The sequence below is a fragment of the Bradyrhizobium algeriense genome, from assembly GCF_003062295.1.
GTDB classification, from domain to species: domain Bacteria; phylum Pseudomonadota; class Alphaproteobacteria; order Rhizobiales; family Xanthobacteraceae; genus Bradyrhizobium; species Bradyrhizobium algeriense.
In genome coordinates this window covers 41694-68155 of record NZ_PYCN01000005.1, presented here as the reverse complement: position 1 = coordinate 68155, position 26462 = coordinate 41694, and the positions used below count along the sequence as shown (strand labels likewise).

The 26462-nt window shown below is 63.5% G+C and carries 25 protein-coding genes; 10 read left to right on the top strand and 15 right to left on the bottom strand.

Annotation, left to right across the window (positions count from 1 at the left end; genetic code table 11):
• Positions 1 to 16 precede the first annotated feature (16 nt).
• Genes C7G61_RS13255 through C7G61_RS13240 form a run of 4 tightly spaced genes read right to left on the bottom strand, consistent with a single transcriptional unit; the run spans position 17 to position 4306 of the window.
• Positions 17 to 1297 (bottom strand): FCSD flavin-binding domain-containing protein, encoded by a 1281-nt coding sequence (locus C7G61_RS13255; protein ID WP_108514607.1) that lies wholly within the window; start codon positions 1295 to 1297, stop codon positions 17 to 19.
• An 11-nt stretch (positions 1298 to 1308) separates the two neighbouring features.
• A complete protein-coding gene (locus C7G61_RS13250) occupies positions 1309 to 1602 on the bottom strand; it encodes a c-type cytochrome (protein WP_108514605.1) in 294 nt (97 codons plus the stop codon).
• 57 nt (positions 1603 to 1659) lie between these two features.
• The gene (locus tag C7G61_RS13245; protein WP_108514602.1) at positions 1660 to 3846 is read right to left on the bottom strand and encodes a xanthine dehydrogenase family protein molybdopterin-binding subunit; all 2187 of its coding nucleotides are present in this window, start codon (positions 3844 to 3846) and stop codon (positions 1660 to 1662) included.
• Between the two features lie 10 nt (positions 3847 to 3856).
• Complete coding sequence (locus tag C7G61_RS13240; RefSeq protein ID WP_190241791.1) at positions 3857 to 4306, bottom strand: (2Fe-2S)-binding protein; 450 nt, start codon at positions 4304 to 4306, stop codon at positions 3857 to 3859.
• 86 nt (positions 4307 to 4392) lie between these two features.
• On the opposite strand from C7G61_RS13240, the gene C7G61_RS13235 reads away from it, so the two are divergent.
• Positions 4393 to 4587 (top strand): hypothetical protein, encoded by a 195-nt coding sequence (locus C7G61_RS13235; protein ID WP_108514598.1) that lies wholly within the window; start codon positions 4393 to 4395, stop codon positions 4585 to 4587.
• 24 nt (positions 4588 to 4611) lie between these two features.
• On the opposite strand, the gene C7G61_RS13230 is transcribed toward C7G61_RS13235, so the two are convergent.
• Together C7G61_RS13230 and C7G61_RS13225 are read right to left on the bottom strand one after the other, a co-directional pair.
• The gene (locus tag C7G61_RS13230; RefSeq protein WP_190241790.1) at positions 4612 to 5595 is read right to left on the bottom strand and encodes a TRAP transporter substrate-binding protein; all 984 of its coding nucleotides are present in this window, start codon (positions 5593 to 5595) and stop codon (positions 4612 to 4614) included.
• Between the two features lie 48 nt (positions 5596 to 5643).
• Positions 5644 to 7041: an MFS transporter gene (locus tag C7G61_RS13225; protein ID WP_108514594.1), complete on the bottom strand. Its 1398-nt coding sequence runs from the start codon at positions 7039 to 7041 to the stop codon at positions 5644 to 5646.
• Between the two features lie 251 nt (positions 7042 to 7292).
• Here C7G61_RS13225 and C7G61_RS13220 point away from each other — a divergent pair, with 251 nt between their 5' ends.
• From C7G61_RS13220 to C7G61_RS13210, 3 genes are read left to right on the top strand one after another with little or no spacing between them, the layout of a single operon-like run.
• Positions 7293 to 9056, top strand: a complete 1764-nt coding sequence (locus C7G61_RS13220; protein ID WP_244608277.1) for an ABC transporter permease — start codon at positions 7293 to 7295, stop codon at positions 9054 to 9056.
• Positions 9057 to 9081: 25 nt separating this feature from the next.
• Positions 9082 to 10116: an ABC transporter substrate-binding protein gene (locus C7G61_RS13215; RefSeq protein ID WP_244608276.1), complete on the top strand. Its 1035-nt coding sequence runs from the start codon at positions 9082 to 9084 to the stop codon at positions 10114 to 10116.
• Positions 10117 to 10144: 28 nt separating this feature from the next.
• A complete protein-coding gene (locus tag C7G61_RS13210) occupies positions 10145 to 11248 on the top strand; it encodes an ABC transporter ATP-binding protein (RefSeq protein WP_108514592.1) in 1104 nt (367 codons plus the stop codon).
• Between the two features lie 5 nt (positions 11249 to 11253).
• On the opposite strand, the gene C7G61_RS13205 is transcribed toward C7G61_RS13210, so the two are convergent.
• The 6 genes from C7G61_RS13205 to C7G61_RS13180 form a co-directional block, all read right to left on the bottom strand.
• The gene (locus C7G61_RS13205) at positions 11254 to 12042 is read right to left on the bottom strand and encodes an ABC transporter ATP-binding protein (RefSeq protein WP_108514589.1); all 789 of its coding nucleotides are present in this window, start codon (positions 12040 to 12042) and stop codon (positions 11254 to 11256) included.
• The gene (locus tag C7G61_RS13200) at positions 12030 to 13085 is read right to left on the bottom strand and encodes a dihydrodipicolinate synthase family protein (RefSeq protein ID WP_108514587.1); all 1056 of its coding nucleotides are present in this window, start codon (positions 13083 to 13085) and stop codon (positions 12030 to 12032) included. Before C7G61_RS13200 ends, C7G61_RS13205 begins: the two co-directional genes overlap by 13 nt.
• Positions 13086 to 13096: 11 nt before the next feature.
• Positions 13097 to 13921 carry a GNAT family N-acetyltransferase gene (locus C7G61_RS13195; RefSeq protein ID WP_108514584.1) on the bottom strand — a complete coding sequence of 275 codons (825 nt, stop codon included), beginning with the start codon at positions 13919 to 13921 and terminating at the stop codon, positions 13097 to 13099.
• Positions 13908 to 14945, bottom strand: a complete 1038-nt coding sequence (locus tag C7G61_RS13190; protein ID WP_108514582.1) for an NAD-dependent epimerase/dehydratase family protein — start codon at positions 14943 to 14945, stop codon at positions 13908 to 13910. The genes C7G61_RS13195 and C7G61_RS13190 overlap by 14 nt, the downstream gene beginning before the upstream one ends.
• A 17-nt stretch (positions 14946 to 14962) precedes the next feature.
• Positions 14963 to 15736, bottom strand: coding sequence for an ABC transporter permease (locus C7G61_RS13185; RefSeq protein ID WP_108514580.1), 774 nt, complete (start codon positions 15734 to 15736; stop codon positions 14963 to 14965).
• 84 nt (positions 15737 to 15820) lie between these two features.
• Positions 15821 to 16468, bottom strand: a complete 648-nt coding sequence (locus C7G61_RS13180) for a TetR/AcrR family transcriptional regulator (protein ID WP_108515031.1) — start codon at positions 16466 to 16468, stop codon at positions 15821 to 15823.
• A gap of 98 nt (positions 16469 to 16566) precedes the next feature.
• Between C7G61_RS13180 and C7G61_RS13175 the strand changes: the two genes are divergently transcribed.
• A complete protein-coding gene (locus C7G61_RS13175; RefSeq protein WP_108514578.1) occupies positions 16567 to 17571 on the top strand; it encodes an ABC transporter substrate-binding protein in 1005 nt (334 codons plus the stop codon).
• Between the two features lie 156 nt (positions 17572 to 17727).
• Positions 17728 to 18156 carry an anthrone oxygenase family protein gene (locus C7G61_RS13170; RefSeq protein ID WP_108514576.1) on the top strand — a complete coding sequence of 143 codons (429 nt, stop codon included), beginning with the start codon at positions 17728 to 17730 and terminating at the stop codon, positions 18154 to 18156.
• A 26-nt stretch (positions 18157 to 18182) separates the two neighbouring features.
• On the opposite strand, the gene C7G61_RS13165 is transcribed toward C7G61_RS13170, so the two are convergent.
• Both C7G61_RS13165 and C7G61_RS13160 read right to left on the bottom strand, forming a co-directional pair.
• On the bottom strand, positions 18183 to 19157 hold the full coding sequence (locus C7G61_RS13165; RefSeq protein ID WP_190241789.1) for a Bug family tripartite tricarboxylate transporter substrate binding protein: 975 nt from the start codon (positions 19155 to 19157) through the stop codon (positions 18183 to 18185).
• Between the two features lie 62 nt (positions 19158 to 19219).
• Positions 19220 to 20032, bottom strand: a complete 813-nt coding sequence (locus tag C7G61_RS13160; RefSeq protein ID WP_190241788.1) for an IclR family transcriptional regulator — start codon at positions 20030 to 20032, stop codon at positions 19220 to 19222.
• Between the two features lie 101 nt (positions 20033 to 20133).
• Between C7G61_RS13160 and C7G61_RS45990 the strand changes: the two genes are divergently transcribed.
• The 4 genes from C7G61_RS45990 to C7G61_RS13145 are packed head-to-tail and all read left to right on the top strand — an operon-like array spanning position 20134 to position 25231.
• On the top strand, positions 20134 to 20448 hold the full coding sequence (locus C7G61_RS45990; RefSeq protein WP_244608275.1) for an acyl-CoA dehydrogenase family protein: 315 nt from the start codon (positions 20134 to 20136) through the stop codon (positions 20446 to 20448).
• Positions 20445 to 21374, top strand: a complete 930-nt coding sequence (locus C7G61_RS13155) for an acyl-CoA dehydrogenase family protein (RefSeq protein ID WP_244608289.1) — start codon at positions 20445 to 20447, stop codon at positions 21372 to 21374. The genes C7G61_RS45990 and C7G61_RS13155 overlap by 4 nt, the downstream gene beginning before the upstream one ends.
• A gap of 48 nt (positions 21375 to 21422) precedes the next feature.
• Positions 21423 to 23243 carry a flavin-containing monooxygenase gene (locus C7G61_RS13150; protein ID WP_108514568.1) on the top strand — a complete coding sequence of 607 codons (1821 nt, stop codon included), beginning with the start codon at positions 21423 to 21425 and terminating at the stop codon, positions 23241 to 23243.
• Positions 23244 to 23284: 41 nt separating this feature from the next.
• Positions 23285 to 25231, top strand: coding sequence for an alkyl/aryl-sulfatase (locus C7G61_RS13145; protein WP_108514566.1), 1947 nt, complete (start codon positions 23285 to 23287; stop codon positions 25229 to 25231).
• 71 nt (positions 25232 to 25302) lie between these two features.
• On the opposite strand, the gene C7G61_RS13140 is transcribed toward C7G61_RS13145, so the two are convergent.
• Entirely contained in the window at positions 25303 to 26373 is a 1071-nt protein-coding gene (locus tag C7G61_RS13140) for a glycosyltransferase family 4 protein (protein ID WP_108514563.1), read from the bottom strand.
• Between the last annotated feature and the right edge of the window lie 89 nt (positions 26374 to 26462).

Here is a 26462-nt window from a genome sequence, read left to right as displayed (position 1 = left end):
TATGCGAAATCCGAGCCTAGCCAAAGACTTCCGCCGTAATGGTTGCGAACCAGGTTTGTGCATAGTCCGCCTCGCGTGCGCGGAAATCGCGGGGCACATCCAGCGGGCTGACGCCGCCGGCGCCCTCGACGTCGGTCAGCAATCCGTTCTTCGGTTGGTATACGCCGGCGATCGAGATGCCATAGTCAGGCGCCGCCAGGCTGTAGCAGGTGTTGATCAGTTTGGGCGTGGCGGGCGATCCGCCTGATAGCAGCGTGGCAATCGCGCGAGCGCAGGCCTTGGCCTGCGCATTGGCCGAGAATGCGGATTTAGGCATGCCGCCGGCGAGGCAGGCATCGCCGATGACATGGATGTTCGGCGCCGATTTGGACTCGAAGGTAACGGGATCGATCGCGCACCAGCCGGTGTTGTCAGTCGCGCCGGCGATCGTGGCGATACGGCCGGCCCGCTGCGGCGGAATGACGTTGGCCACCTGGGCGGTGTGGTTGCCGAAATCGGTGATCAGGGTATTGGTCGCTGGATCCACCGCGTTCACCTTGCCGCCCTGCGACAGCGACACCCATTCGACCATTCCCGGATAGAGCTCCTTCCAGGCGTTCTGGAACAGACGCTGTTTGGAAAAGGTGTCCTTGGCGTCGAGGATGATCAGCTTCGAGCGGGGCTTTTTGGCTTTCAGGTAATACGCGATCAGACACGCGCGCTCGTAAGGCCCCGGCGGGCAGCGGAAGGGATTGGCGGGAGCTGCGATCACCACCAGGCCGCCATCGTCCATGGCCTCGAGTTGCTTGCGCAGCAACAGCGTTTGCTCGCCGGCTTTCCAGGCATGCGGCATCTTCGCGGCCGCCGCCTCGTCGTAGCCCTGCAGCGCGTCGAAACGCAGATCGACACCGGGAGACAGCACCAGCCGGTCATAGGTGAGCGAGGTACCGTCGGCGAGGCCGACGGTCCGCGCGGTCGCATCGATCGCCGTTGCCGCCTGCGCCACCACGGTCACGCCGCCGGCGGCGATCTTGTCATAGCCGAATTGCTGCGCCTCGATCGAACGCAGTCCGGCGATGACATTGTTGCTGAACGGGCAGGCGGTGAAGGTCCGGTTCGGCTCGACCAGCGTGACCTGTAATTTCGGCTCAATCTGTTTCAGCGCCCGCGCACAGCTCGCGCCGCCAAAGCCGCCGCCGATCACGACCACGCGTGCCGTCGATTGCGCGAACGTCGGCAGCGGAAACGCCGCCGTCGCTGCGGCGCCCGCACCGACGCGGCAGAACTCCCGGCGGCTGATGCGATGCGTGATCTCCATGCCGGCAGCCCTTATTTCTGTGCCGCGAGCCACGCCGCAATCGCGCGCGACTCCTCGTCGGTGAAACCCTTGGCGATCCGGTTCATGACCGTGGCGGGAAGCGAGCCGTCGCGAAATTTGGTCATCGCCGTTGCGATATCGCCGTCGTCGCGGCCATACAGCCGCGAAATCGACGAGGCGGTTGCGCCTACGGAATGGCAGCCGGAGCAGGATGCCGCGCCGGGCGGGGGATCGGAAGCCGCAAGCAACGGCTGGCTCCACGCCGCGACCGTGGCAAGCGCGATGGCGACACGCAACGCGTTCATCAGCAATCTCTCGATGGGAAAACGGCGGCCTCGAGGTGAGGCCGCCGTCCATTATTGTCAGGCGAACGTGATGTTCTGGTCCCGCAGCGGCACCGAACGGATGCGTTTGCCGGTCGCCGCGAAGTAGGCGTTGAGCACCGCAGGGGCGGCGACGCCGATGGTCGGCTCGCCGACGCCGCCCCAGAAACCGCCGCTTGGCACCATCACGCATTCCACCTTCGGCATCTCCGCGATGCGCATCGAGTTATAGGTGTCGAAGTTGGTCTGCTCGATCTTGCCGTCCTTCACCGTGCAGCCGCCGTAAAACAGCGCGGACAGGCCATAGACAAAGGAGCCCGCGATCTGCCGCTCGACCTGCGCCGGGTTGACGACGTAGCCCGGATCGGTCGAGGCGACGATGCGATGCACCTTGATCTTGCTGCCTTCGGTGACGGAGATTTCGGCGGCACCCGCGACATAGCTGCCATAGCCCATCACCTGCGCAATCCCGCGATAGACGCCTTGCGGCGCGGGCTTGCCCCAGCCGATCTTCTCGGCCACGGTGTTGAGCACGGCGAGGTGCTTCGGATGCTTGCTCATCAGCTTGCGACGGAATTCCACCGGATCCTGGCCGACCGACAGCGCCAGCTCATCCATGAAGCATTCCATATAGATCGCGTTCTGGTTCACGTTCACGCCGCGCCAGAAGCCGGGCGGGACGTGGGGATTGCGCATGGAATGCTCGACCAGCAGGTTCGGCACGGAGTAGCCGATCGCCGCGTCGCCGGAAGGACTGAGGCCCTGGAACGCGGCCGTATCCATGCCGTTCACTAGCGCCGCCGGACGCACCGTGTACAGGATCGATTGACCGGACAATCTGACGTGCAGCGCCGTGAGATTGTTGTCGGCATCGAAGGCCCCGGTCATTTTGCATTGCGTGACCGGATGAAACTTGCCTTGCGCCATGTCCTCTTCGCGCGACCACAGCAGCTTGACGGGTGTGCCCGGCATCTGCTTGGCGATGAGAACTGCCTGCCGGACGTAATCGGTCATGCCGCGCCGGCCAAAGCCACCGCCGAGGATGAGCTTGTGTACCTCGCACTTTTCGGCCGGCAACCCCGACGCTTCCAGCGCGGCGGCAAAGGCCGCTTCGCCGTTCTGCGTACCGCACCAGACCTCGCATTTGTCCGGCGTATAGAGCGCCGTGGCGTTCATCGGCTCCATCGGCGCGTGGTTCTGGTAGGGATAGTTGTAGACCGCTTCGACCTTCTTGACGGCGCCGGCGATCGCGGCCTTGGCGTCGCCGTTCTGGTTGCCGATGTAGGCCGGCTGCGCGTTGTCGAGACCTTCGGCCAGCCACTTGGCGATCGACTCGCTGGAGACTTTGGCGTTCTCGCCCTCGTCCCAGACGATCGGCAGCGCATCGAGCGCAGTCTTGGCGTGCCACCAGGTATCAGCGACGACGGCGACCGCGCTGTCGCCGACTCGAACCACCTTCTTCACGCCCTTCATGCTGGCGATCTTGGCGTCGTCAAAACTCTTCAGCTTGCCGCCGAAGACGGGACAATCCTTGATCGCGGCGTTGAGCATGCCCGGCAGCTTGACGTCGGCGCCGTAGATCATCGCACCCGTCGTCTTGTCGACGGTGTCGAGCCGCTTCACGCCCTTGCCAATGATCTTCCAGTCCTTCGGATCCTTCAGCTTCACCTCGGCCGGCGGCTCGAGCTTCGCGGCGGCTTCAACCACCTTGCCGTAGGTCGTGGTCTTGCCGGAGGGCGTATGGGTGATGACGCTGTTGGCGGCGGTGCATTCCGAGGCCGGCACCTTCCATTCGTTCGCGGCTGCCTGGATCAGCATCACCCGCGCGGTGGCGCCGCCCTTGCGGACATAGTCCTGGCTGGAGCGGATGCCGCGGCTGCCGCCAGTCGAGAAGTCGCCCCAGGCGCGCTTGCGTGCGACACTTTGACCCGGCGTCGGATATTCGGTGACGACCTTCGACCAGTCGCATTCGAGTTCTTCGGCGACGAGCTGGGCGAGGCCGGTGAGGGAGCCCTGTCCCATCTCCGAGCGGGCAATGCGAATCACGGTCGTGTTGTCGGGGCGGATCACCACCCAGACATTGACTTCGGGCGAGCCGTCGGCGGCGCGAACCACGGTCGGTCCGCCGAAGGGAATGTCGAGGCCGATCGCGAGGCCGGCGCCGGCGGCAGCCGTGCCGATCACAAAGCCGCGGCGAGTGAGTTTGGGCGTGACGTGCTTGTTCATGGTGTCCCCCTCAAGCGTTCGCGGCGGCGTGGATCGCCTCGCGGACCTGCTGGAAGGTCCCGCATCGGCAGATATTGGTGATGGCCTCGTTGATGTCCTCGTCGGTCGGCTTCGGCTTCTCCTTGAGAAGGGCGGCAACCGCCATGATCATGCCGCTCTGGCAATAACCGCATTGCGGCACGTCGTTCGCCACCCAGGCCTGCTGCACTTTGTGCAGGGCGCCGTTGCTGGCGAGCCCTTCGATCGTGGTGATCTGCTTACCGACCGCTTCGCTGACCGTCATGCCGCAGGAGCGCATCGCGACTCCATCTACATGCACAGTGCAGGCACCGCATAGTGCGATGCCGCACCCGTATTTGGTGCCGGTCAGTCCAACATTTTCCCTGATCGCCCAAAGCAGTGGGGTGTCGTCTTCGACGTCCACATTGATTGTTTTGCCGTTAATTGTGAGGTTTGCCATCGCGTATCCCCTGTTCGTCTGACCCATCGGTCGAGACCCGGCGCAATCTGGCCTGCAACCTGGAATCGTTCAAATCAAGAAAATGCGTGATTACGGTAGGGAAGAAAGCCGATCCGCCGGTGTTGCGTGTGCTCGTCGCATGGCTGTCATGTCCGTTCTGCATCCACGGCCAGACGCAGGAAACTCATCAGGCTCCCAAGCGCGGCAATCCCCGCACCGAGCCGTCGTGGCCGGCGATGGCAAAGCAACAGGGCCGCGAGCGCTGTACCGCAATCTCGTAATCGCTGGCGCCGTCGTCCAGGCCGCTATGGTTTGCCGGCCTTGAAGGCGTCGAGAATCTCGGCGCAGACGGCCCCCGACCGGGTGCACCAGGCACGCTGCGCCGCCGCCGCTCCCGTTCGCAGCGCTTCAACGATCAACGGCTCGGGATTTGAATCGATCGTAACGCCGTTCTGGCGCATGCGTTGATAGTTCTCATCCAGCCGGGTCGACAGAGCGAGCCACAATTCGCTCTCGGTTTGACGGCTGGCGGCATCGACCGCGGCTCGCGTGTCCGGGCTCAAACCGTCATAGGCCGCCCGATTGACGCTCGCGATCGAAAGCGGCAGCGAATAGGTGATTTCACTGAAACAGGGCAGATATTCCCAAAGCTTGCGGCCGGCGCCGCCGTCTCCCGACGACAACACCGCGTTGATGCTGCCGTCGACCAGTTTCGGCATCGTGTCCGCGAAACTGATCGATGCGGCCTTGGCAGCGACGCTTAGGAATACCTCGGTTGAGGTCCTGTCATAGGTGCGAATGGAAAGCCCCGCGAGGTCGGGCGGTGACGTCAGCGGCGTCTTCGACCAAATGCCTGAGGGCGGCCAGGGCGTCAGATAAAGCAGCCGCAGGCCTTTCTTCTGCAACGCCGCCGCAAGATGCGGTCGCGCGATGTCGGCAAGGCGCTTGGCGTCGGCGGTCGACGTCACCAGAAACGGCAGCGAGGGTAGCGCAAAGATCGGGTCTTCGGCCTCGAGCGCGCCGGCGAACGCATCGCCGGCCTGCACCCGGCCTTCCGCAATCGCGGCGAGCATGCCGGCCGATTTGATGCCGGCCTTGGCATCGAAGCTCGGCCTGATCTCGAGTTTGCCTGCGCTGGATTCGGCGACGTATTTTGTGAAGGCCGTCAGGCCAACGCCCGGCATCGCGTTTTGCGGGTATTCCGTTGGCATGTCCCAGACGGTCTGGGCTTGAAGGGCGGCCGGAAACAGCAAGAGACACGCGCCGGCCAGCATACTGAGAAGTCGCAACCCGTCCTCCAAACCCATCGCGTCGGCCCGATCGCCGGGCGATGACGGTCATGTACTATTCGGAGCACCCACGGTCAGACGCAGGAAACTCATCACGCTGCCGAGCGCAGCAAACCCGGCGCCGAGTGCCAATGCAAGCGTCGCGCCATCATGGCCGGCAAGGGCAAAACACAGGGCAGCCAGCGCGGCGCCCAGGGTTTGCCCGGTCAGGCGGGCGGTCGCGACGATGCCGCTCGCGCTTCCACTGCGGTGCGGCGGCGCGCTCGACATCAGTGCTCGCAAATTGGGCGTTTGGAAGAATCCGAATCCGATCCCGCAAATCACGGTGCGCCAGACGATGTTGGCAATGCCGGGATCCGGTGGCAGCGTCGCGAGCAGCGCCATGCCAATGCCGAGCAGCACCAGACCGATGCCGCCGAGGATGCCGACGGGATAGCGGTCCGACAGCCGGCCTCCGATCGGCGCCATGATCGCCACCACCAGCGGCCAGGGCGTCATGAAGAAGCCGGTCTCCACCTGGGACCGGTGCAGCACGTCCTCGAAGTAGAACGGCAGCGAGACGAAAGCCAATCCCTGTACCGCGAACGTACAGACCGAAGTGGCCGCCGACAGCGCGAACATCGGCCGTCGAAACAGATCGATCGGCAACATCGGCGCCGGATGGTTCGCATCTCTGCGGGTCATCATCCAGCCGAGCAGCAATGCAGCGCCACGCTCCAGTCCGACCAGGGCGGGATGGGCCTGATGCGCCGCGCTGCCGATGCCGATAATGAAGAGCCCGAGGCAGCTTGCGGTCAGCGCCGCGCTCGCAAAATCGAACGCGTGCTTCGCGCGCGGTGTTTTCGGCAAGGTCTTCAGGCCGATCCAGATCGCGATCACGCCGAAGGGGATGTTGATGGCAAACAGCCACGGCCATGTTCCGATCGCAAGGATTGCGGAGGCAATGGTCGGCCCGAACGTGAACGCCGTTCCGACCACCAGCGCGTTGTGGCCGAAGCCGCGGCCGAGCATATGGGTCGGGTAGACGAAGCGGACCAGCGCCGCATTTACGCTCATGATGCCGCTGGCGCCTAACCCCTGCAGCGCGCGTGCCGCCGTCAGGCTGGGCAGCGACCACGCGAAGGCGCAACCGAGCGAGGCCAGCGTGAACAGCAATAGGCCGCCGAGATAGACCCGCCGATGGCCGACGATTTCGCCGAGCGCGCCGAGCGGCAGCAGCGTCGCAACCAGCGCGATCTGATAGATGTTGACCACCCAGACCACGTCGGCCGGGCTGACATGGAGGTCGGTCGCGATGGCGGGAAGGGCCACGTTCGCGATCGCCGTATCCAGCGAGGCCATCGCCAGCGCGGTAAAGATCGCCGCGACCGCCCAACGCCGGAGTTCCGGGGGCAGGCCGTCGATTGGCGCGGGGGCGGGCGGCTTTGCGGTCGTATCCAGTGACATCAGGTCGGGCTCTCCACGCCGGGGGGCGGTCGCGCCCGCTGCGGCGTGTACTACGGACGCGGCACAAGCCACAGGCACACCGCTGCATGATGCGTATGCGAAGGGATGGCGGATCTGAAAAAAGGTCCTCCGCGCCATATCCGCGCGCCGACTTTCGGATACCTTTCCGCGCGCCGCGCGATCGACTAGGCTTCCCGCGCATCGCGACCGCAATTCCATAAAAAGACGGTCGGCGGCGAGGGGAAAACGCGTTGAACGGACAGACGAGCCGGCGCAGCGAAGTCATCCGTAGCGCCAGTGAGGGGCAGCGCGCATGGGCCGGCTCGTGGGTTACGCTCCTGCTGGCGATCCTCGGCTTTCTCGTCATCTATCCGATCCTGATGCTGCTGCTCGGCGCGCTCACCGACACCAATCCGGTGGTCGAGGGCATCTCGCTCAGTCACCTCTCGGTCACCAACTTCCTCACCGTGCTGGCGAACCCGAATGTCGCCGAGGCGTTGGCCAATACGCTGATCGCCTGTGGCGGCGGCACCCTGATCGCGGTCGTGGTCGGCCTGTTGTTTTCCTGGATCGTCGTCCGCACCAATACGCCGTTCAAGGGGGTTATCGCGGCAGCCAGTATTCTGCCGCTGTTCGCGCCGCCGCTGGTCGCCGGCGTCGCATGGGCGATCCTCGGCTCGCCTAAAACTGGCCTGATCAACACCATGTTCAAATGGATCGGGCTGGATTGGCGCGTCGATTTCTATTCGATGTGGGGCCTGGTGTTCGTATTCGGCATCTACTACGCGCCCTATGTCTACATGTTCACCGCTTCGGCGCTGCGCAACATGGACCCCAGCCTGGAAGAGGCCGCCGAGATTTCCGGCGCCAGCGCGTTTGCGACACTGTTCACGGTGACGTTTCCGCTGATCATGCCGGCGATCGTCTCGGGCATGCTGCTGTCGTTCATCGTCATGCTCGGCATCTACGGCATCCCCGCGGTGCTGGGCGCGCCGACCAACCTTGCCGTGCTGACCACCTACATATTCAAGCTCACCAACTGGTCGCCGCCGCTTTACAATACGGCCGCCGCGGTTGCGATCATTTTGATGGTCGTCACCGGCCTGCTGGTGTTCCTGCAGCAGAAAGTGCTGAGCGGCCGCAGCTACACCACCGTCGCCGGCAAGGCATTCCGTCCGCGCAGCCTGGATCTCGGGCGCTGGCGCTGGTTCACCTTCGGCCTCGGCATCGTCTATCTCCTGGTCGTGGTGGTGCTGCCGTCGCTTGCGCTGATCGTCGCCGCGTTCCGCAAGTTCATGTTCATCCGCGACGTCGCCAGCCTGTTCGATGCCAGGCAGTATTCCCTGATGCATTTTCACAGCATCTTCGACAATCCGCTGACCATGCGCTCGATCTATAACTCGATCGAGGTCGGCATCATCACCGCTGTGGTCGGCGGCGCGCTCGCCTTCGCCATCGGCTACACCATTCACCGCACCCAGGTGACGGGCCGGCGCTGGATCGACGTGATCTCGACCCTGCCGGTCGCGATCCCCGGCCTCGTGGTCGGCGTCGCCTATCTCTGGGCATGGATCGGCATTCCGGGCGGGCTCTACGGCACGATCTGGATCCTGGCGCTGGCGTTCATCGCGCGCTTCATGCCGGATACGGTCAAGGCGTTGTCGACCTCATTCCTGCAGATTCATCGCGAGCTCGAGGAAGCCGCTTGGGTCTGCGGCAAGGGCATGCTCGGCACCATCAGGACGATCGTCCTGCCTTTGGCGCGGCCGGGCGTGATCGCCTCGATGACGCTGTTGTTTGTGCTGGCGATCCGCGAACTCGGCTCGTCGCTGTTCCTCTACACCAGCAACACCATGGTGATGTCGGTGCTGTTGCTCGACTATTACGAAGGCGGAAACCTTGGAAAGACCGCCGCGTTCAGCCTGGTGCAAACCGTTCTGCTCGGCGTTCTCATCGGCGGCGCCAACTGGCTGTCGCGCGGTGCGGCGCAGAGCAGTGTCGCTCGAACCGGATAACAAAAAACGAAGGGGAGGATTGGCTATGACTGGAAGGATCTTCACCAACCTTGCCGCAATCGCCGGCATCGCCGGTCTTGCGCTGACTTGGAGCGCTGCGGCACAGGCGCAGGAGTTCGGCTCGCCCGAATTGATTGCCGCCGCGAAGGCCGAGGGCAAGCTGGTGTTCTACACCGCGAATTTCGCCGAAGTGGAGCAGCAGGTCATCAAGGCCTTCAACAAGCGCTTCCCCGAAATCAAGGTCGAGATGGTGCGTGCGCCGGGCGGCCAGTTGATCACGCGCGTGAAGACGGAAGCTGCTGCCGGAAAGTTGATCGCCGACGTGGTCGATCACTCGGACCGCGCGCTGATGCAGCCGATGGCGGACATGTTCCAGGATTACGCACCACCGAACGCGGCCGACTACAATCCCGACGCGCAGATCGCGCCCCAGCTCTGGCCGCGCGCCACGCTGGTATGGTCGATCGCCTACAACACCGAACTGGTCAAGAACCCGCCCAAGACCTGGATGGACCTCACCAAGCCCGAATACAACAAATTGACCGGGCAGGTGATCGCGCCATCAGGCGGCACCACATGGACGCGGGTGATGTTCGAACGGCAAGTGCTCGGCGAAGATTATTGGGCCAAGCAGGCCGCAACCCGTCCGGTGCTGTATCCATCGGGCGCGCCGATGTCGGATTCGCTGGTGCGCGGCGAAATCGCCATGGGGCCTTTGCTCTACAACGCGATCTATCCGAAGCAGAAGGATGGCGCGCCGATCCAGATTTTCTTTCCGCCGGAAGGCGCGCCGGTCAATCCTTATGCCACGGGCATTCCGAAGACCGCCGCGCATCCCAATGCTGCAAAACTGTTTCTGAACTGGTGCCTGTCGAAGGAGGGGCAGACGTTCATGATCAAGGAACTCGGCAATCTCACATCGCTGAAGGTGCCGCCGGCCTATCCGGAAGGCTTTGATCCCAAAGTCGTCAAGGTGTGGTTTCCCAAATTCGACGAGTATGTGAGGCTCCACACGGCCTGGGTGGCCGAGTGGAACAAGACCTACGGCTACGGGCAATGATCGTCACATCAGGGAAATCATCGAACCGATGACGGCAACCCTCGAAGTCACCGACCTGCGCAAGCAGTTTTCGATCGGCCGGCCGGCGATCGACGGCGTCAGTTTTGCCGTGCCGGCCGGCGAGATCGTGGTCCTGCTCGGCCCCTCCGGCTGCGGCAAGACCACGACGCTGCGCTGTGTTGCGGGGCTTGAGCATCCGACATCGGGCGAGATCAGCATCGCCGGCAAGGTCGTATCGTCGCCCGAACGCGGCATTCTGGTGCCGCCGCGTTCGCGCGAGCTCGGCATGGTGTTTCAGTCCTATGCGGTGTGGCCGCATATGACGGTGCGGCAGAACGTGGTCTATCCGCTCAAGCACCGAAAACTTTCGCGGAGCGATGCCCGCCGCAAGGTCGACGAGGCGCTCGAACTGGTCGGGCTGTCGGAATATGCCGAACGGCCGGTGGTCGCATTATCAGGCGGCCAGATGCAGCGCGTGGCGCTGGCGCGCAGCATCGTCTATCGGCCGCAATTGTTGCTGCTTGACGAGCCCTTGTCGAACCTCGATGCCAAGCTGCGCTTGCGGCTGCGCGACGATCTTCGCGTCATCCTCAAGCAGACCGGCATGACGGCGCTGTATGTCACCCATGACCAGGCCGAAGCCGTCGTGCTGGGCGACCGCATCGGCGTGATGCGCGACGGCAAGCTGTTGCAGATGGATACGCCTGACGCGATCTATAACCGTCCAGCGGATTTGTTCGTCGCCAATTTCACCGGCGCCACCAACGAGCTCGCGGGTACGCTGGTGTCGCGCAACGGCCAATTCGGCACGGTCGATTTTGGCGAGGGGCGACGGGGCGAGGTGGCCTTGCTCCATGCACTCGGTCCGGATGACAAGGTACGTATCGCGCTGCGACCGGAAAACATCACCATCGGCCAGCATAACGGCGCCAATATCTTTCCCGCCCGCGTCCTCGACCGCCGTTATCAGGGCACGCAGACGGCCTATGGCATCGAGCTGTTCGGCCGGCGGCTGGAGGTGGTTGAACTCGGCACCGCGGCCCGGCATCAGGTGGGCGTCGAGACCCAGGTTTCACTGCCGAAGGAGAGTTGCTGGGCTTATCGCGATACCGGACCTGTGGCGTATGAGTAACGGGCTCAAGCGCTAGGGCTCAATCCCAGGCTCGCATAAATCCGTCGCGCATAGGCGCCGAACTCGTCCGTGGTCTTGATCGGCAACGCCCGCGGGAACGGTAGCTCGATCGGGAAATATTCCGCCATCCGCGCCGGGCCTGCGGTGAGCACGGCGCAGTGCGAGGCGAGGAATACGGCTTCCTGGATCGAGTGCGTCACGAACAGGATGGTCTTGCCGCTCTCGCGCCAGATCCGCAGCATTTCGAGGTTCATCTGTTCGCGGGTGAGCGCGTCGAGCGCGCCGAATGGCTCGTCCATCAGGATCAGTTTTGGGTCATGGATGAAAGCGCGCGCAATCGCCGTGCGCTGCTGCATGCCGCCGGACAATTGTTGCGGGTATTTGTCCTCGTAGCCGGCGAGGCCGACCAGGTTGAGCAGATCGCGGGCGCGGGCCCGCGCGGCCTTTATGGGCAGGCCGACGATCTCGGCCGGCAGCAGCACGTTGTCCAAGATGGTGCGCCATTTCAGCAGCAGCGCCTGCTGGAACACCATGCCGATATCGCGGGCCGGGTCGAACGGAGTCTTCGAATTGCCGATCTTGATCGTGCCGCCGTCGGCGTCATGCAGCCCGGCCAGGATCTTCAGCACGGTGGTCTTGCCACAGCCGGAGGGGCCGACCAGCGAAACCAGCTCGCCTTCCTGCACGTCCATGGTGACGTCGGAGACGGCGAGGAACTCCGCGCCCCTGGAACGATAGACCTTGCGGACGTTCTGCAGGCTGATGAAGGGCTCGTCGGCGCTCATGCCAGCCATTTCTGCAAGTTCGCCTTCACGAAGCCGTCGTCGGAGAGATCGGCATGCTCGCGGCAGACGCGGTCGATCTCCTGCATCTGGCCCGGGCTAAGCCCCTCCGCGGGATCGAGACACCAGAGGCCCTGCATCAACCCTTGCCGCCGCAGGATTTCATGGCAACCGGCGATGCAGCCGTGAAAATTGTTGGCGACGTCGAAGAACGCGCTGTTGCAATCGGTGACGCGGGCATCGAGCGCCAGCAGGTCCGCCGGCACGCTGTCCTTGCCGCGCGCCGCCTTGCACATCTCGAACTGCTTGATTGCGCTCGCGGTCCACACCGACCAGTGCCCGAGCAGGCCGCCCTTGAAATAGGCGCGGGTGGTGACGCCCTTGTCGCGCAGGTCGAACGGCAGCATGAGGTCGAGCAGGATGTGATCGTCATTGCCGGTATAGAGCGCGACGCGGTCAAGCGCGCCGGCGGCCGTCACGCCGCGCAGCACGTCGAGCGTCCGGTAGCGGTTGAAGGGCGCGATCTTGATGGCGATGACATTGTCGATGGAAGCGAAGCGGCGCCAGAAATCCGCGCTCAGGACGACACCGCCGACGGCCGGCTGCAGGTAGAAGCCGACCAGCGGAATTTCCCGCGCTACCGCCTCGCAATGCGCGATGATCGCGTCCTCGGATACCGATTTCATCGCGGCAAGGCTCAGCAGCCCCGCGTGATAGCCGATGCCAACAGCGGTTTGCGCCTCGGTGATGGCCTGCTGGGTCGGACCGGCGAGGCCTGCAACCATTGCGACCGGCCGCTTGGTCCATGAGGCCGCGGTCTCGGCCGCCAGTTCCAGCACCGGCCGATACAGGCCGACGTCGCGGATCGCAAATTGCGTGGTGTGCACGCCGACAGCCAATCCCCCGGCGCCCGCATCGAGGTAATAGCGCGTTAGCGCGCGCTGATGCCGGACGTCGAGTGCGCGGTTGGCATCGAGCGCGAGCGGATGCGCCGGGAGTGCCGTGCCGTCGGCGATCAACTTCCGAACGTCCGCTTTGATTTCGCTATGGTGCATCGCTGCTATTCCTATCCAAATTCCGGTCCTGCGACGGCGAACGGCAATTCCGCCGACAGCATGGTGGTGCGGCCGAAGCGCATGCGTTGAAACGGCCGTTCGATGTTCCAGCCCGAGCGGACGAGGCCGTCCAGAAATTCGTCCTGGGAGTGAGCGGCATCGATCAGCCATGGGCCGGCCTCGGAGCTAACGATGGCAGCTATCAACGCCAGCGCTTGATCGGTCCGATCGGCCAGCAGTGGCCCGATATGCCGCGCGGCGCGTCCATCCCGGATCAGGGCCATCGCCTGGGTACGGGACACAACGCAGGAGCCAGACCGCATGGCGAATTCCGACAGCAATGCGCTGCGGTCGAATCCCATGGCGCTGGCATCGCGCACTATCAATGCCTCGAGGTCGCCGGCCGAAAGCTGCTCTGTCGCTTTGGCTTCGCGGGGCCTTGCCAGCCGCAGCCGCCGCAATTGCAGCGTCGGGGTGAAGCCGAGGGGACCGTAGACGGCGGCACCGGCCGGCGTTGCGTCCAGCCAGGCCGTCAGGCCGCGCCGTTTCGCCACATCGAGGCAGGCATCGACGAGCCTCGTCGCAATGCCGCGGCGGCGAAAGTCCGCGGTCACCAGCACCATGCTGATCCAGGCGTTGCCCGCCGAGTAGGGCAGCAGCGCTGCAGTCGCCACCAACCGCGCGCCGTCGCGCATACCGAACACAACGCCCTTGCTCAGGAAAAACCGCCAGTCGGCCTCGTTCTGGTTCCAGCCCGCTTCGGTCGACAGCGCCAGCCCGGCCTGTGCGTCGCCGACACCGAGCTCGACGATGTCGAGTGGCTCAATAGCGGCCATCGCGCACCTCGTATTTGGTGGGCTTGCCGAGGCTCGGCATCGATCGCGATACCCAGTCGGCGGTCCAGCTGATGAGTTGCTCGGTATCGACGATCGGCAGGCCGAATAGTTTCACCGCCTGCGAGGTGTCGGTGAGCCATGCCGTCGGCTCCTCCTTGCCGATGATCACAGGCGCGCGGCCGAAACGCTGGCCGAATTTCGCGGCGAGGTCGCGCACGGCGAGAATCTCGTGGCCGCTGACATTGATCGGCGAGGTCGGCGTATCGCAATGCGCCAGACACCGCAGCGCCTGCGCGGACGCGTCGCCCTGCCAGATGAAATTGACATGGCCGAGGCTGACGTCGATCGGCTTGCCCTGCAGCACCTTGCTGGCGATATCGTGCAGCACGCCGTAGCGCATGTCGATCGCGTAGTTCAGCCGGAACAGCCGTCCGGGCGTCGAATACTTTTTCGAGAAATACTCGAACATGCGCTCGCGCCCGACGCAGGATTGCGCGTACTCGCCCGGCGGATTGGGCGCCATGTCCTCGTCCGAGCCCTTGCCGCTGACTGGTACGAACGGATAGACGCAGCCGGTCGAGAAGGCCACGATGCGCGAATTGGCAAAGGCTTGCGCGATCAGGGCAGGGACGTGCGAATTCATCGCCCAGGTCAGTGAGAGATCGCCCTCGGCGCCGAATTTTCGCCCGGCCATGAAGACGATATTCGGAGCCTTCGGCAGTACCTTGATCGCGGCCTCATCGAGCAGGTCGCAATTGATTGTCTCGACACCGCGCGCCTGCAGCCACTCCTTGACGACGGGATCGCTGAAGCGGGCGACGCCGATCACGCGACGATCCGGCACTGCGGCTTTCGCGAGACCCGCCAGCGTCGGCCCCATCTTGCCGGCGACACCCAAAATCATAATGTCGCCGTCGACCTTGCGGAGATCATCAATCAGTGCCTGGCTCGGGCGGCACAGCAGTTTGTCAAGCGCGGCGATATCGGCAATCGTTGCGGGCAGGGTGTCGCGGGTCAGCAGCATTCTTCTTTTCCTCGTATTTACTGCAGCCTGATGTCACGGACGACGAACATCCGCTCCAGGCCGAGCACGAGCCCGTACAGCGCCACGCCCAGCAATGTCAGAAGCACGACAGCCATTACCATCGCGGGCGTATCGAGCGAGGACTGCACCTGGATCATGAGATAGCCGAGCCCGCGCTCGGAGGCGATGAATTCGCCGACGATCGCGCCGGCCACCGCCAGGATCGCGCCGACCTTCATTCCCGAAAATACGTAAGGCAGCGCGCCCGGCAACTGGATCTTCCGGAACAGCGTCCACCGCGAGCCACGCAGCGACTTCACGAGGTCCAGCAAGTCAGGCTCGACCTCGCTCAATCCGCGCGCGGTCGTCAGCAATATCGGAAAGAAGCAAATGGAAAACGCGATCAGGATGTTCGGAAAGATGCCATAGGAGAACCAGACGATGAACAGCGGGCCCAGCGCGACCTTCGGAATCATGTTCAGCGTCACGAACAGCGGCAGCAGCAACAGGCTGACCAGCGGCGACCAGGTGAACATCACGGCCAGCATGATGCCGACCAGCGCGCCGAGGCAGAAGCCGCCAAGAATTTCGACAGCCGTCACCGCGAGATTGGAAAGCCATGCATAGCCGGGCGTGCCGAGCGTCGCGATGGTCGCGAGCGGAGAGGGCAGGATGAATTTCGGCACCTGGAAGGCATCGACCAATACCTGCCACAGCACGATCACAGCCAGATGCATGATCAGGATGATCGCGAAAGACCGTGCCGAACCGCCGTCACCGCTGGACACCATAACACTCCCTTGGCCCGCACCCGGTTCCCGGCCGCACGGCGGCAATCTATCGCGGCCGCTCCCGGTAATCAACCATCTGGTTGATTAGGGTCGCAGCGAATGCATCACCAGATCGACCACGTGCTTGCGGCGGGCCTGCCGGGCGGCCCGGCTCGACAGGTCCTTGCCGAAGATCGCCGACAAAGTCGGCGTATTCGAAAAGTAGAAATAGCTGAGGCCGGCAATCGAGATATAGAGGTGTACGGGGTTGATACCCTTGCGGAATATGCCTGCCTTGACGCCCTCGCCAAGAATGGTCGAGACCAGGCTGACCAGCGGCGAATGCATCGCCTCGAGCTTGCGCGAGCCCCGCACATGGCGGGCGCCGCCACGGTTCTCGTCGTTCAGCAGCACGATGAAGTCGGGATGCGCGGCGAGGTGGTCGAAGGAACTTTCGATCAGTTTCTTGATCGCCTGTTCGGGCGGCAATCCCTCGAGGTTGAGCTTGCGCTCCTGGGCGCGGATTTCTTCGTAGACCCATTCGAGCACCGCCAGATACAGCGCATCCTTGTCGCCGAAATAGTGATAGACAAGCTGCTTGTTGACGCCCGCCCGCGCGGCGATCTCGTCGACCCGGGCCCCGGCAAGGCCGCTGCTGGCGAATTCGCGCCGCGCCGCCGTCAGCAGTTTCCTGCGGGTTGCGGCCGGATCGCGCCGCTGCGGCTTGTTATCATCGATGCGTTTTTTGGGCATTTCCAACCAAATAGTTGACAAGTCGTCTGGTCCCTTGTTGCATTGGTAGCGTCACGGGAACGCGGCGACAAGATCGGTTGCAGAACGAGGAGGGTGCAATGAAGGTTTTCAGAATTGCGGGACTGGCGGTTGCGCTGGCCCTGCCGGCTGCGCCTTGCGGGGCCGCCGAGGCCGTCAACCTGATCCTGAACTGGACGCCGACGGCGGATCACTCGCCGTTCTATTACGCCAAGGCGCAAGGCTGGTACGAGAAGGCCGGCATCGACCTGACCATCGAGGTCGGCAAGGGGTCCGGTGTCTCGTCGCTGAAGGTCGGCTCTGGCGGCTCGCCGTTCGGCATCGCCGACCTCGCGACCATGCTGGTGGCCAAGAGCAAGGGCGCCGACGTGGTGGCGCTGATGAGCATCTATGCCAACACTGGGCAGACCTTCTACTGGCTGAAGAGCTATGGCGTGAACGGGCCGAAGGATTTTCCGAACCACAAGATCGGCAATCCGCCGGGCGACGCCTCGCGGGTGATGTGGCCGGCCTTCGCCAAGGCTGCCGGTATCGCGCCTGACTCGGTGAGCTTCGTCAATGTCGGCCCGACCGCCAAGATCGCGGCGCTGAAGAGCCATACCGTCGATATCATCAGCGACTTCTACAATGAGCACGATCTGAAGGTGATCGAGTTCGGTGCCGATCTCGGTTACGTCAACTGGAAGGATATCGGGCTGAACCCCTACGGCAATTCGCTGATCGTCAACGGCGCTTATCTCGCGAAGAACCCGAAACTGGTCGAGGAGTTCGTCAAGATCAGCCAGAAGGCCTACGCCGCCTGCGTCGCCGACGTCGCGCCCTGCCTCAAGGCACTGCTCGACCAGGCCTCCGGCCTCGACAAGGAAAACCAGCAGCGCCAATGGGAGCGCATTAAGTTCCTGATGACGGACGATTTCACCACGACCAAGGCACTGGGCTGGATCGACGCCGAGCGGATGAAGAAGGATTATGAGCTGGTGCAGACCTATCTCGGCATAGAAAAGCCGTTCGATGTGAACACCGCGTTCTCGGTCAAGATGCTCGATACGTCGATCAAGATGGATGCTAGCAAGGTGAAGAAGTAGGGGAGATAGTTTCCTCGCCGTCATTGCGAGCCACCCGGTCGGCGCGTAGCGCCGCCGGATGACAGGCTCCGCGAAGCAATCCATTTCTCCGCTTGCTGAGACATGGATTGCTTCGTCGCTTCGCTCCTCGCAATGACGGTCGGTGCGGAGTGAGTCATGTTTGCTGGACAGCTTGCGACGATTGTCGCCGCCGCGTTTGCCGGAGCCGCGTTCTACATCAATTTCTCCGAACAGCCGGCGCGTCTCGGCCTCGATGACCGGGCCCTCCTGAAGCAGTGGAAGCCGAGCTACGACCGCGGCCTTGCGATGCAGGCGAGCTGCGCGGTCATTTCGGGCGTGCTCGGCCTGATCGCCGCCTGGATGACCCGCGATTGGCGCTGGATCGTTGGCGCGGTACTCATTCTTGCCAACTGGCCCTATACGCTGCTCGGCATCATGCCGACCAACCGCGCGTTGAAGGCGATTGCAGAGAACGATGCCGGCCCGCAATCACGCGCCCTCATCTTGAAGTGGGGAGGGCTGCACGCGGTCAGGACGGGTCTCGGCATCGCGGCGACGCTGGCCTATCTGTGGGCGCTCAACTAGCGCCAGAACCGGCCGCGCCGAGTGCGTTACTGCAGCGCCATGCCCGAGGTCGCGATCACCTTCGTCAACTTCTCGTGGTCCGCCTTCATCAGCGTGGCCAGATCGGTAAGCGGCATCGGCCTGCCCGGGATGTTGGCGACCGATAGCTGGCGCTGCACCTCCGGATTCTGCAGCGCCTTGTTGATGCCGTCGTTGATCTTGCCAACGATGGCATCGGGCGTTCCCGCCTGAACATAAATGCCGTACCACGGTACATAGGTGGCTTCCGGAAATCCCGCTTCCGCAATCGTCGGCACATCAGGCAGGTCGGCGACACGCTTGTCCGTCATGACGGCCAGCGGCTTCACGCTCCCTGCCTTGATGTGCGGCAATGCCAGTTCGAGCGAGACGATCTCGAAATGCATCAGGTTCGTCATCAGGTCGATCAGGGCCTGTGGCTGGCCCTTGTAGCCGACATTGGTCAGCTTGATGTTGGCGGCCTGAAACAGTTTTTGCGCGCTCAGGTCGATGGAGGAACCAGTTCCGGGATTACCGAAATTGAGTTCGCCCGGCTTCTTGCGCGCGATCTCGACGAATTCCTTGATGGTGCTGGCCGGCATCGATGGATGGACCAGCGCTACGCTTTGATTCCAGACCGCAAGACCGACGCATCTGAGATCCCTCAGCGCGTCCCAGCCGGCGTCCTTGTAGAGCGACGGATTGACCAGCGCCGCCGGGCCGGTGACGAGCCAGGTGTAACCATCAGGTTCGCTGCGCGCCACCGAGGCCGTGCCGATATTGCTGTTGCCGCCCGGCCTTGCCTCGACGACGACCGTCTGTTTCCAGTCGCGGCCGACCTGTTCAGTCACGGCGCGGGCGACGATGTCGACGATGCCGCCGGCGGGGTAGGGTACGATGATGCGGATCGGGCGGTTCGGATAATTGCCCTGCGCCTGTGCGGCATTGGCGAGCAGCATGGCAGAACCCACGGCGAAGCCCAGCACGGTTTTGATCCGGCGCATTCTTCCCTCCCCATAATTTACGCATCGTTCGAGCGATGCGCTTGCCCCTCTGGCGGGGATATTCAGTCGTTGGCCACCAGCGAGCGGATGCTGCGCGCCAGGCCCAGCATGCGCGGCGCGCATTCGCGCTCGATCTGTTCGGCGTTAAAACGAAACGAGGGAATGCCGCAATTGACGGAAAGGCAGTCGCCCGACGGCGTGCGGTACAGCGGCGCGGCGACGCCAAAAATCTCGCGCCGCCATTCGCCGAGCGAGATCGCAAAGCCGCGCTCCTTGCAGAGCTCGACATCCGGCAGCGTCCGTGCCTGCACATAGTCGGCTTCTTCCGGCCGCTCGGCCTTCACGTTCGCCACATAGGCGTCGAGCTCTTCCTTGGTGAACAGCGACAGCAAGGCCCGGCCGACGGCGGTAGGCGCCAGCGAACTGGCAAAGCCGACATCCGGCAGATGCGTCACGGCGTCGGTGGTGCGCACTGTCTCGACATAGATGAAGTCGAGGCCGAACGGCATCGCGATGGAAACCGTGCCCCCGGTGTAGGCGGCGAAATCGCGCATCAGGGGCCGCGCCAGTTGCCGCACCTTCAGCGCCGACAGCACGGGATAGGCGGCGGCGAGAATGCCAAGCCCGAGCTGGAAGCGTCCTTTGGCATCGCGCTTGAGATAGCCGAGTTGCGCCAGCGTGTAGGTCAGCCGCGACACCGTCGGCCGCGACAGGCCGGTATGCAGCGCGAGGTCGGCGTTCGACAGCGAGCCGCTACGGTTGCGGAACGCGGCCAGCACGTCGAGCCCATGCGCCAGCGTGGTCGCGAACGAGGGATCGGCCTGGTCCTCCGGCGTTCGGGATCTCGGGGGATCGATACTGGAAATCGCTGCCATGGTCGAAATTTGGTCATGGTTCCCTAATTCTGTCAATATATCGAAATGAATTTGCATATCGTGTCGATATACGCTTAGGTTTCCGAAAAACGGGAGGCGACATGGACTTCGACCTTTCCAGTCGATCGGAAGCATGGCGGGAGAAGCTGCAGGCCTTCTTCGACGCCGAGATATTGCCGCGCCACCGCGCCTGGCTTGCTCACGTCGCCAAAGGCGAGGCCGCGTCCTTCATGAGCGACCTTCAACGCAAGGCGCGGGCGGCAGGGCTGTGGAATCTCGGCCTTCCCGAACTGTCCGACGATGAGCCCGGCACCCGGCTTTCCAATCTCGAATATGCGCCGCTGGCGGAAATCATGGGCCGGCTGTTCTGGGCGCCTGAAGTCTTCACTGTCAGGCGCCCGACGTGCCCAACATGATCGCGCTGCAGAATTGCGCCACTTCTGAACAGAAGGCGCGCTGGCTGCAGCCGCTGCTGGAATCGAAAACCCGCTCGGCCTTCGGCATGACCGAACCTGATGTGGCTTCATCCGATGCCACCAACATCGCCACGCGGATGGTCCGCGACGGCGGTGACTACGTCATCAACGGACGGAAATGGTTCATCACCGGTGCGGCGCATCCGAAATGCAGCTTCCTGATCGTGATGGGTGTGACCGATTCCGGTGCCGACCGCACCGGCCGCCATTCCTGCATCATCGTGCCGATGGATACGCCGGGCGTCCGCCTGGTGCGGCGGCTGCGCTGGATTGGATGTGAGGATCATGTCGCCCCGATCGGGGAGCTTACCTTCGATAACGTTCGCGTACCCCGCGCCAACCTGCTCGGCGCCGAGGGCGAGGGCTTCAAGGTCGCGCAAATTCGGCTGGGGCCGGCCCGCATCCATCATTGCATGCGCTCGATCGGGCTCTGCGAGCTTTTGATCGAGCTGATGATGGTGCGTTCATCGGAGCGCTCGGCCTTCGGGCGCACCGTGATCCAGTACGACACCGTGCAGCGTTGGATCGCGGAGTCCCGCGTCGAACTCGAACAGGCGCGGCTACTCGCCTATCGCTGCGCGTGGCGGCTCGATCAGGCCGGCCACCAGGACGCCTGGCGCGACGTGTCGCTGATCAAGGTCGCGGTGCCTGCGATGCTGCAGCGGATCGCCGACCGCGCCATGCAGGTGTTCGGCGCGATGGGCGGTTCCGATGACACGCCAATCCATCAGGCGCTGGCCTGGGGGCGTCTGCTGCGCATCGGCGACGGCCCCGATGAAGTCCATCTGCGCCAGATATTTCGCATGGAGCCGATGCCGTCATGGTCGATTGCAAACTCGCCCTATCTGTCCGCACATCCATCCTGAGTGGTGGTAAGACAGAAACGTTTCGCAATTTTTGAAAGGCGTCTTCGGATGACGATCGCAGATCAACCCCGGGCCGCGCAGAACGCTTGGATCGACAAGGAGCGACTGCGCCAAAAGTATCTGGAAGAGCGCAACAAGCGACTCCGCGCCGACGGCAACGACCAGTATCTCCGCGTCGCGGGGCAGCTAGCGCATTATCTCGACGACCCCTATACGCCCGTCACCCCGCGCGATCCGAAGACCGACCATGTCACCTTTGCCTTTATCGGCGGCGGCTTTGCCGGGCTCGCCACCGCCGCGCGCATGTCGGAAGCCGGCATCAAGGATGTCAGGATCATCGACAAGGGCGGCGACTTCGGCGGCACCTGGTACTGGAACAGGTATCCGGGCGCGCAATGCGATACCGCATCGATGGTGTACATGCCGCTGCTCGAAGAAACCGGCCACATGCCGTCGGAGAAATATGCGCATGCGCCGGAAATCCTCGCGCACTGCCAGCGCATCGGCAGGCAATACGGCCTCTACGAACACGCGCTGTTTCACACCGAGGTCGTAAGCCTCGATTGGGACGAGGCAAAATCGCGCTGGACCATCCGCACCAATCGCGGCGATGCCTTCACCGCGCAGTTCGTCGGCATGGGTACCGGGCCGCTGCACGTGCCGAAACTTCCCGGCATCGAAGGCATCGAGTCCTTCAAGGGGCACTCGTTCCACACCAGCCGCTGGGATTACGATTACACCGGCGGCGACCCCAGGGGCGCGCTGATGGAAAAACTGGCGGACAAGCGCGTCGGCATCATCGGCACCGGCGCCACTTCCGTGCAGTGCGTGCCGCATCTCGCGCGCGCCTGCAAGGAGCTCTATGTGTTCCAGCGCACGCCGTCCTCCGTCGACATCAGAGCCAATGCGCCGATCGATCCGAAATGGTTTTCGCAGATCGCGACATCAGGCTGGCAGCAGCGCTGGCTGGAGAACTTTACCGCCAACCAGGCCGGCGGCTCCGCGGAACAAGATCTGGTGCAAGACGGCTGGACTGATTTGTCGCGGCGTATTCGCGCCAGGGTCATGGACCTGCCGCGTGAGCAGCGCACCCCGCCAAACATGCTGGCGGCGTTCGAGGATTCCGATTTCGAGAAGATGGAGGAAATCCGCGCCCGGGTTGACGCCATCGTCAGCGACCGCGAGACGGCCGCAAAACTCAAGGCCTGGTATCGCCAGCTCTGCAAGCGGCCGTGCTTCCATGATTCGTATCTGCAGGCCTTCAACACGCCGGGCGCGTATCTCGTCGATACCGACGGCAAGGGCGTCGAGCGGGTCACCGAGAACGGTGTCGTCGTCGCAGGGATGGAATACCAGTTCGACTGCATCATCTACGCTTCTGGATTTGAGGTCGGCACCGAATACAAGCGGCGTGCCGGCTTCGACCTGACCGGTCGCGGCGGAGTGAAACTGTCGGACCACTGGGCGTCGGGCATGCGTACCAAGCACGGCATCCACGTCCATGGTTTTCCGAACGCATTCTTCGTCCAGCCGACGCAGGGCGCCAATCTCATCTCCAACGTGCCGCATAACCTGACCGAGGCGGCGAAGACGATTGCGCTGATGATCCGGCATGCACAGGCGAACGGTTTTAAGGAGATCGAAGTCACCAGGGAAGCCGAGGACCGCTGGGTCGAGCTGCTGCTGACCGGCACCGGCCTCATGATCGGCTCGCCCGATTGCACGCCGGGCTACTACAACAATGAAGGGCGCGAGCCGGGGCCTGCGGCCAAGCTCAATGTCGGCCATCCGGCGGGGGCCATGGCCTATTTCAAATATATCGACGGATGGCGCAACAGCGGCCAGTTCGAGGGGCTGCAGTTCCGCTGACGTCGTTTTCGATTTTTGTTTGCGCAAGGGAGTACACAACAATGAGCCAACCAGCCGCGATTGAAATGCCCAAGGCATCCCCGAAGGAGGCGTCCGCCTCTGTCATCGCCCAGCATGCGGCGACGCTGAAGGCGCTGCCGTTCTCCGACGTCAGGGATTTCGATGACGCCGCGCGCGGCTTCCTTGGCACGGTGGAGAACGCCAGGATCACATCGCCGCAAGGCAGGGTGGTCTGGAGTCTGGAGCCCTACGGCTTCCTCTCTGCGGAACAAGCCCCGCCGACCGTCGATCCCAGCCTATGGCGGCAGTCTCGGCTCAACATGCATCACGGCCTGTTCGAAGTGGTGCCCGGCGTCTACCAGGTGCGTGGGCTCGACATCGCCAACATGACGCTGATCGAGGGCGACAGCGGCGTCATCGTGGTGGATACGCTGACCTCGATCGAGGGCGCGCGCGCCGCGATGGAGCTGTACTTCCAGCACCGTGGCAAGCGGCCGGTCGCCGCCGTTATCTTCACCCACACCCACACTGACCATTGGGGCGGCGCACGCGGCGTGCTCGACGACGAAATGCTTGCGAGCGGCAAGGTGCCGATCATCGCGCCCAATCTGTTCATGGAGCACTCGGTCTCCGAGAACATCATCGCGGGGCCGGCGATGCTGCGTCGCGCGATGTACCAGTTCGGGCCGCTGCTGGCGAAGGGCGTGCGCGGGCAGGTCGATTGCGGGCTCGGCAAGACTATGGCGGCGGGCGCAGTCGCGCTGCTGCGCCCCAGCGATCTGATCATCGCGACCGGTGACAAGCGAACCATCGACGGCGTGGAATTCGAATTCCAGATGGCGCCGAACAGCGAAGCGCCGGCGGAAATGCATTTTTTCATCCCGCGTTATAAGCTTCTGAATCTCGCGGAGAACTGTACGCATAATTTCCACAATCTGCTGCCGTTCCGCGGCGCCGATGTTCGCGACGCGCTGGCGTGGTCAAAATATCTCGGCGAAGCGCTGCAGATGTGGGGCGGCAAGGCGGATGCGATGTGCGGCCAGCATCACTGGCCGGTCTGGGGTCACGAGCGGATCGACACCATGATCCGCCAGCAGCGCGACCTCTACAAATTCGCGCATGACCAGACCATCCGGCTGATGAACCATGGGCTGACGGCGAGCGAAATCGCGGAGACCATCCGCTTGCCGGCGAGCCTCGAGGGCGCCTGGCACGGCCGCGGCTATTACGGGCATATCAGGCACAATGTGAAGGCGATCTACCAGAAATATCTCGGCTGGTACGACGCCAATCCGGTCAATCTCGATCCGCTGCCGCCGGTCGAGTCCGGCAGGAAATATGTCGAGTATATGGGTGGCGCGGATGCAATCCTGGCGCGCGCGGCCAAGGATTTTGCCAAGGGCGAATTCCGCTTCGTCGCGCAAGCCGTGAGCCATCTGGTATTCGCCGATCCCGACAACCAGGCGGCGCGCGCGATGCTGGCCGACACCTTCGAGCAGCTCGGCTATGCCTCGGAGAGTTCGACCTGGCGCAACGCCTATCTGTTCGGCGCGCAGGAATTGCGGCAGGGCATGCCGAAAGTGCCGCCGCGTTCATCGATGCCGCGCGAAACGCTAGCCGCGCTCCGCACCGAACAGCTTTGGGACGTGCTCGGCGTGCGCCTCAACGGCCCCAAAGCTGAAGGCAAGCGCATCTTGCTGAACTGGAATTTTACCGACACCAACGAGAGCTTCATTCTCAATCTGGAGAATTGCGCGCTGACCTATGCCTCCGGCGCGCGAGCCGCCGATGCCGACGCCAGCTTCACGCTGTCGCGCGGCGTGCTCGACGAAGTGATCGCCAAGCTGACGACGTTCCCGGAAGCGGTCGGCTCCGGCAAGATCAAGGTCGTCGGCGATCCGGCGCGGCTCGGCGAGCTGATGATGCTGATGGACGAATTCCCGCGGATGTTCGAGATCGTCGAGCCGAAACGGACGGCGGTGAGTTGACGGCGGCGTAGGGTAGGCAAAGCGAAGCGTGCCCACCCTACAGTCGCGCAATGACGGCGACCTTTGTCACGCTACTCCGCGCTGCTGACCAGCTTGATCCGCGGCTCGGCTTCCTCCATCAGGCCGCGATAGGCGGCGAGATAGTCGAGCGCCATGCGGCGCGCGGTGAAGCGGACCTCGAACTGCTTGCGGATGGCGGCGCGGTCCAGCGTGGCTAGACGGTCGACCACGGCAACCGCGCTGGTCTCGTCTTCCACGACGAAGCCGGTGAGGCCGGGGTCGATGATCTCCGGCACCGACCCGCGGTTATAGGCTAGCACGGGCGTGCCGCAGGCCATGGCTTCGATCATCACGAGGCCGAACGGCTCCGGCCAATCGATCGGAACAAGGAGACCGATCGCGCCGCTGAGGAAATCGGATTTCTCGCGGTCTGAGATCTCGCCGATATATTCGACCAGCGGGTTGGCCTTGATGAGCGGAGAGATCAACTCATCGTAATAGTCCTGGTCGGCGCGATCGACCTTGGCCGCGATCTTGAGCGGAATACCGCATCGGGTCGCAATGCGGATGGCACGATCCACGCCCTTTTCCGGCGCGATCCGGCCGAGCACCGCCAGGTAGGACGGCTGCACCGGCTGCGGCGTCAGCAAATTCTCCGGCAGCCCATGGTGAATGGTGCGCACCCAGTTGGCCTGCGGCACCGGCCGGCGCTGCGCGTTGGAGATCGAGATCACCGGAACCTTGGAGAAAGTTGTGAACACCGGCTGATGCTCCGGCAGGTCAAGCCTGCCATGCAGCGTCGTCAGGAACGGCGTCGGCTGCCGGTAGAACAGCGAGAATGGATAGTAATCGAGATGAAAGTGCAGAAAATCGAACTCTTCATCGTCGCATTTCTGCCGCACGCGCTCCAGCATCACCATATGAAGCGCGTTGGGATCCCGGACCGAGCCGTCGAGGCGCAGCGCCTTCGGCCACGTGGCGTCGAGTTTCGCCGAGGTGCGGGAATCGCCGCTGGCAAACAGTGTGACCTCGTGTCCCAGTGCCACAAGTTCCTCGGTCAGCCAGTGCACCACCCGCTCGGTGCCGCCGTACAATTTGGGGGGGACAGCCTCCGTCAGCGGGGCGACCTGCGCGATGCGCATATTTGCGTCTCCTGTTTGGAATGGTGGTTGAACAAGCCCTCAGCCCACGATCGACACCGGCGTGTCATTAGCGGGAACGTTCCCGCATC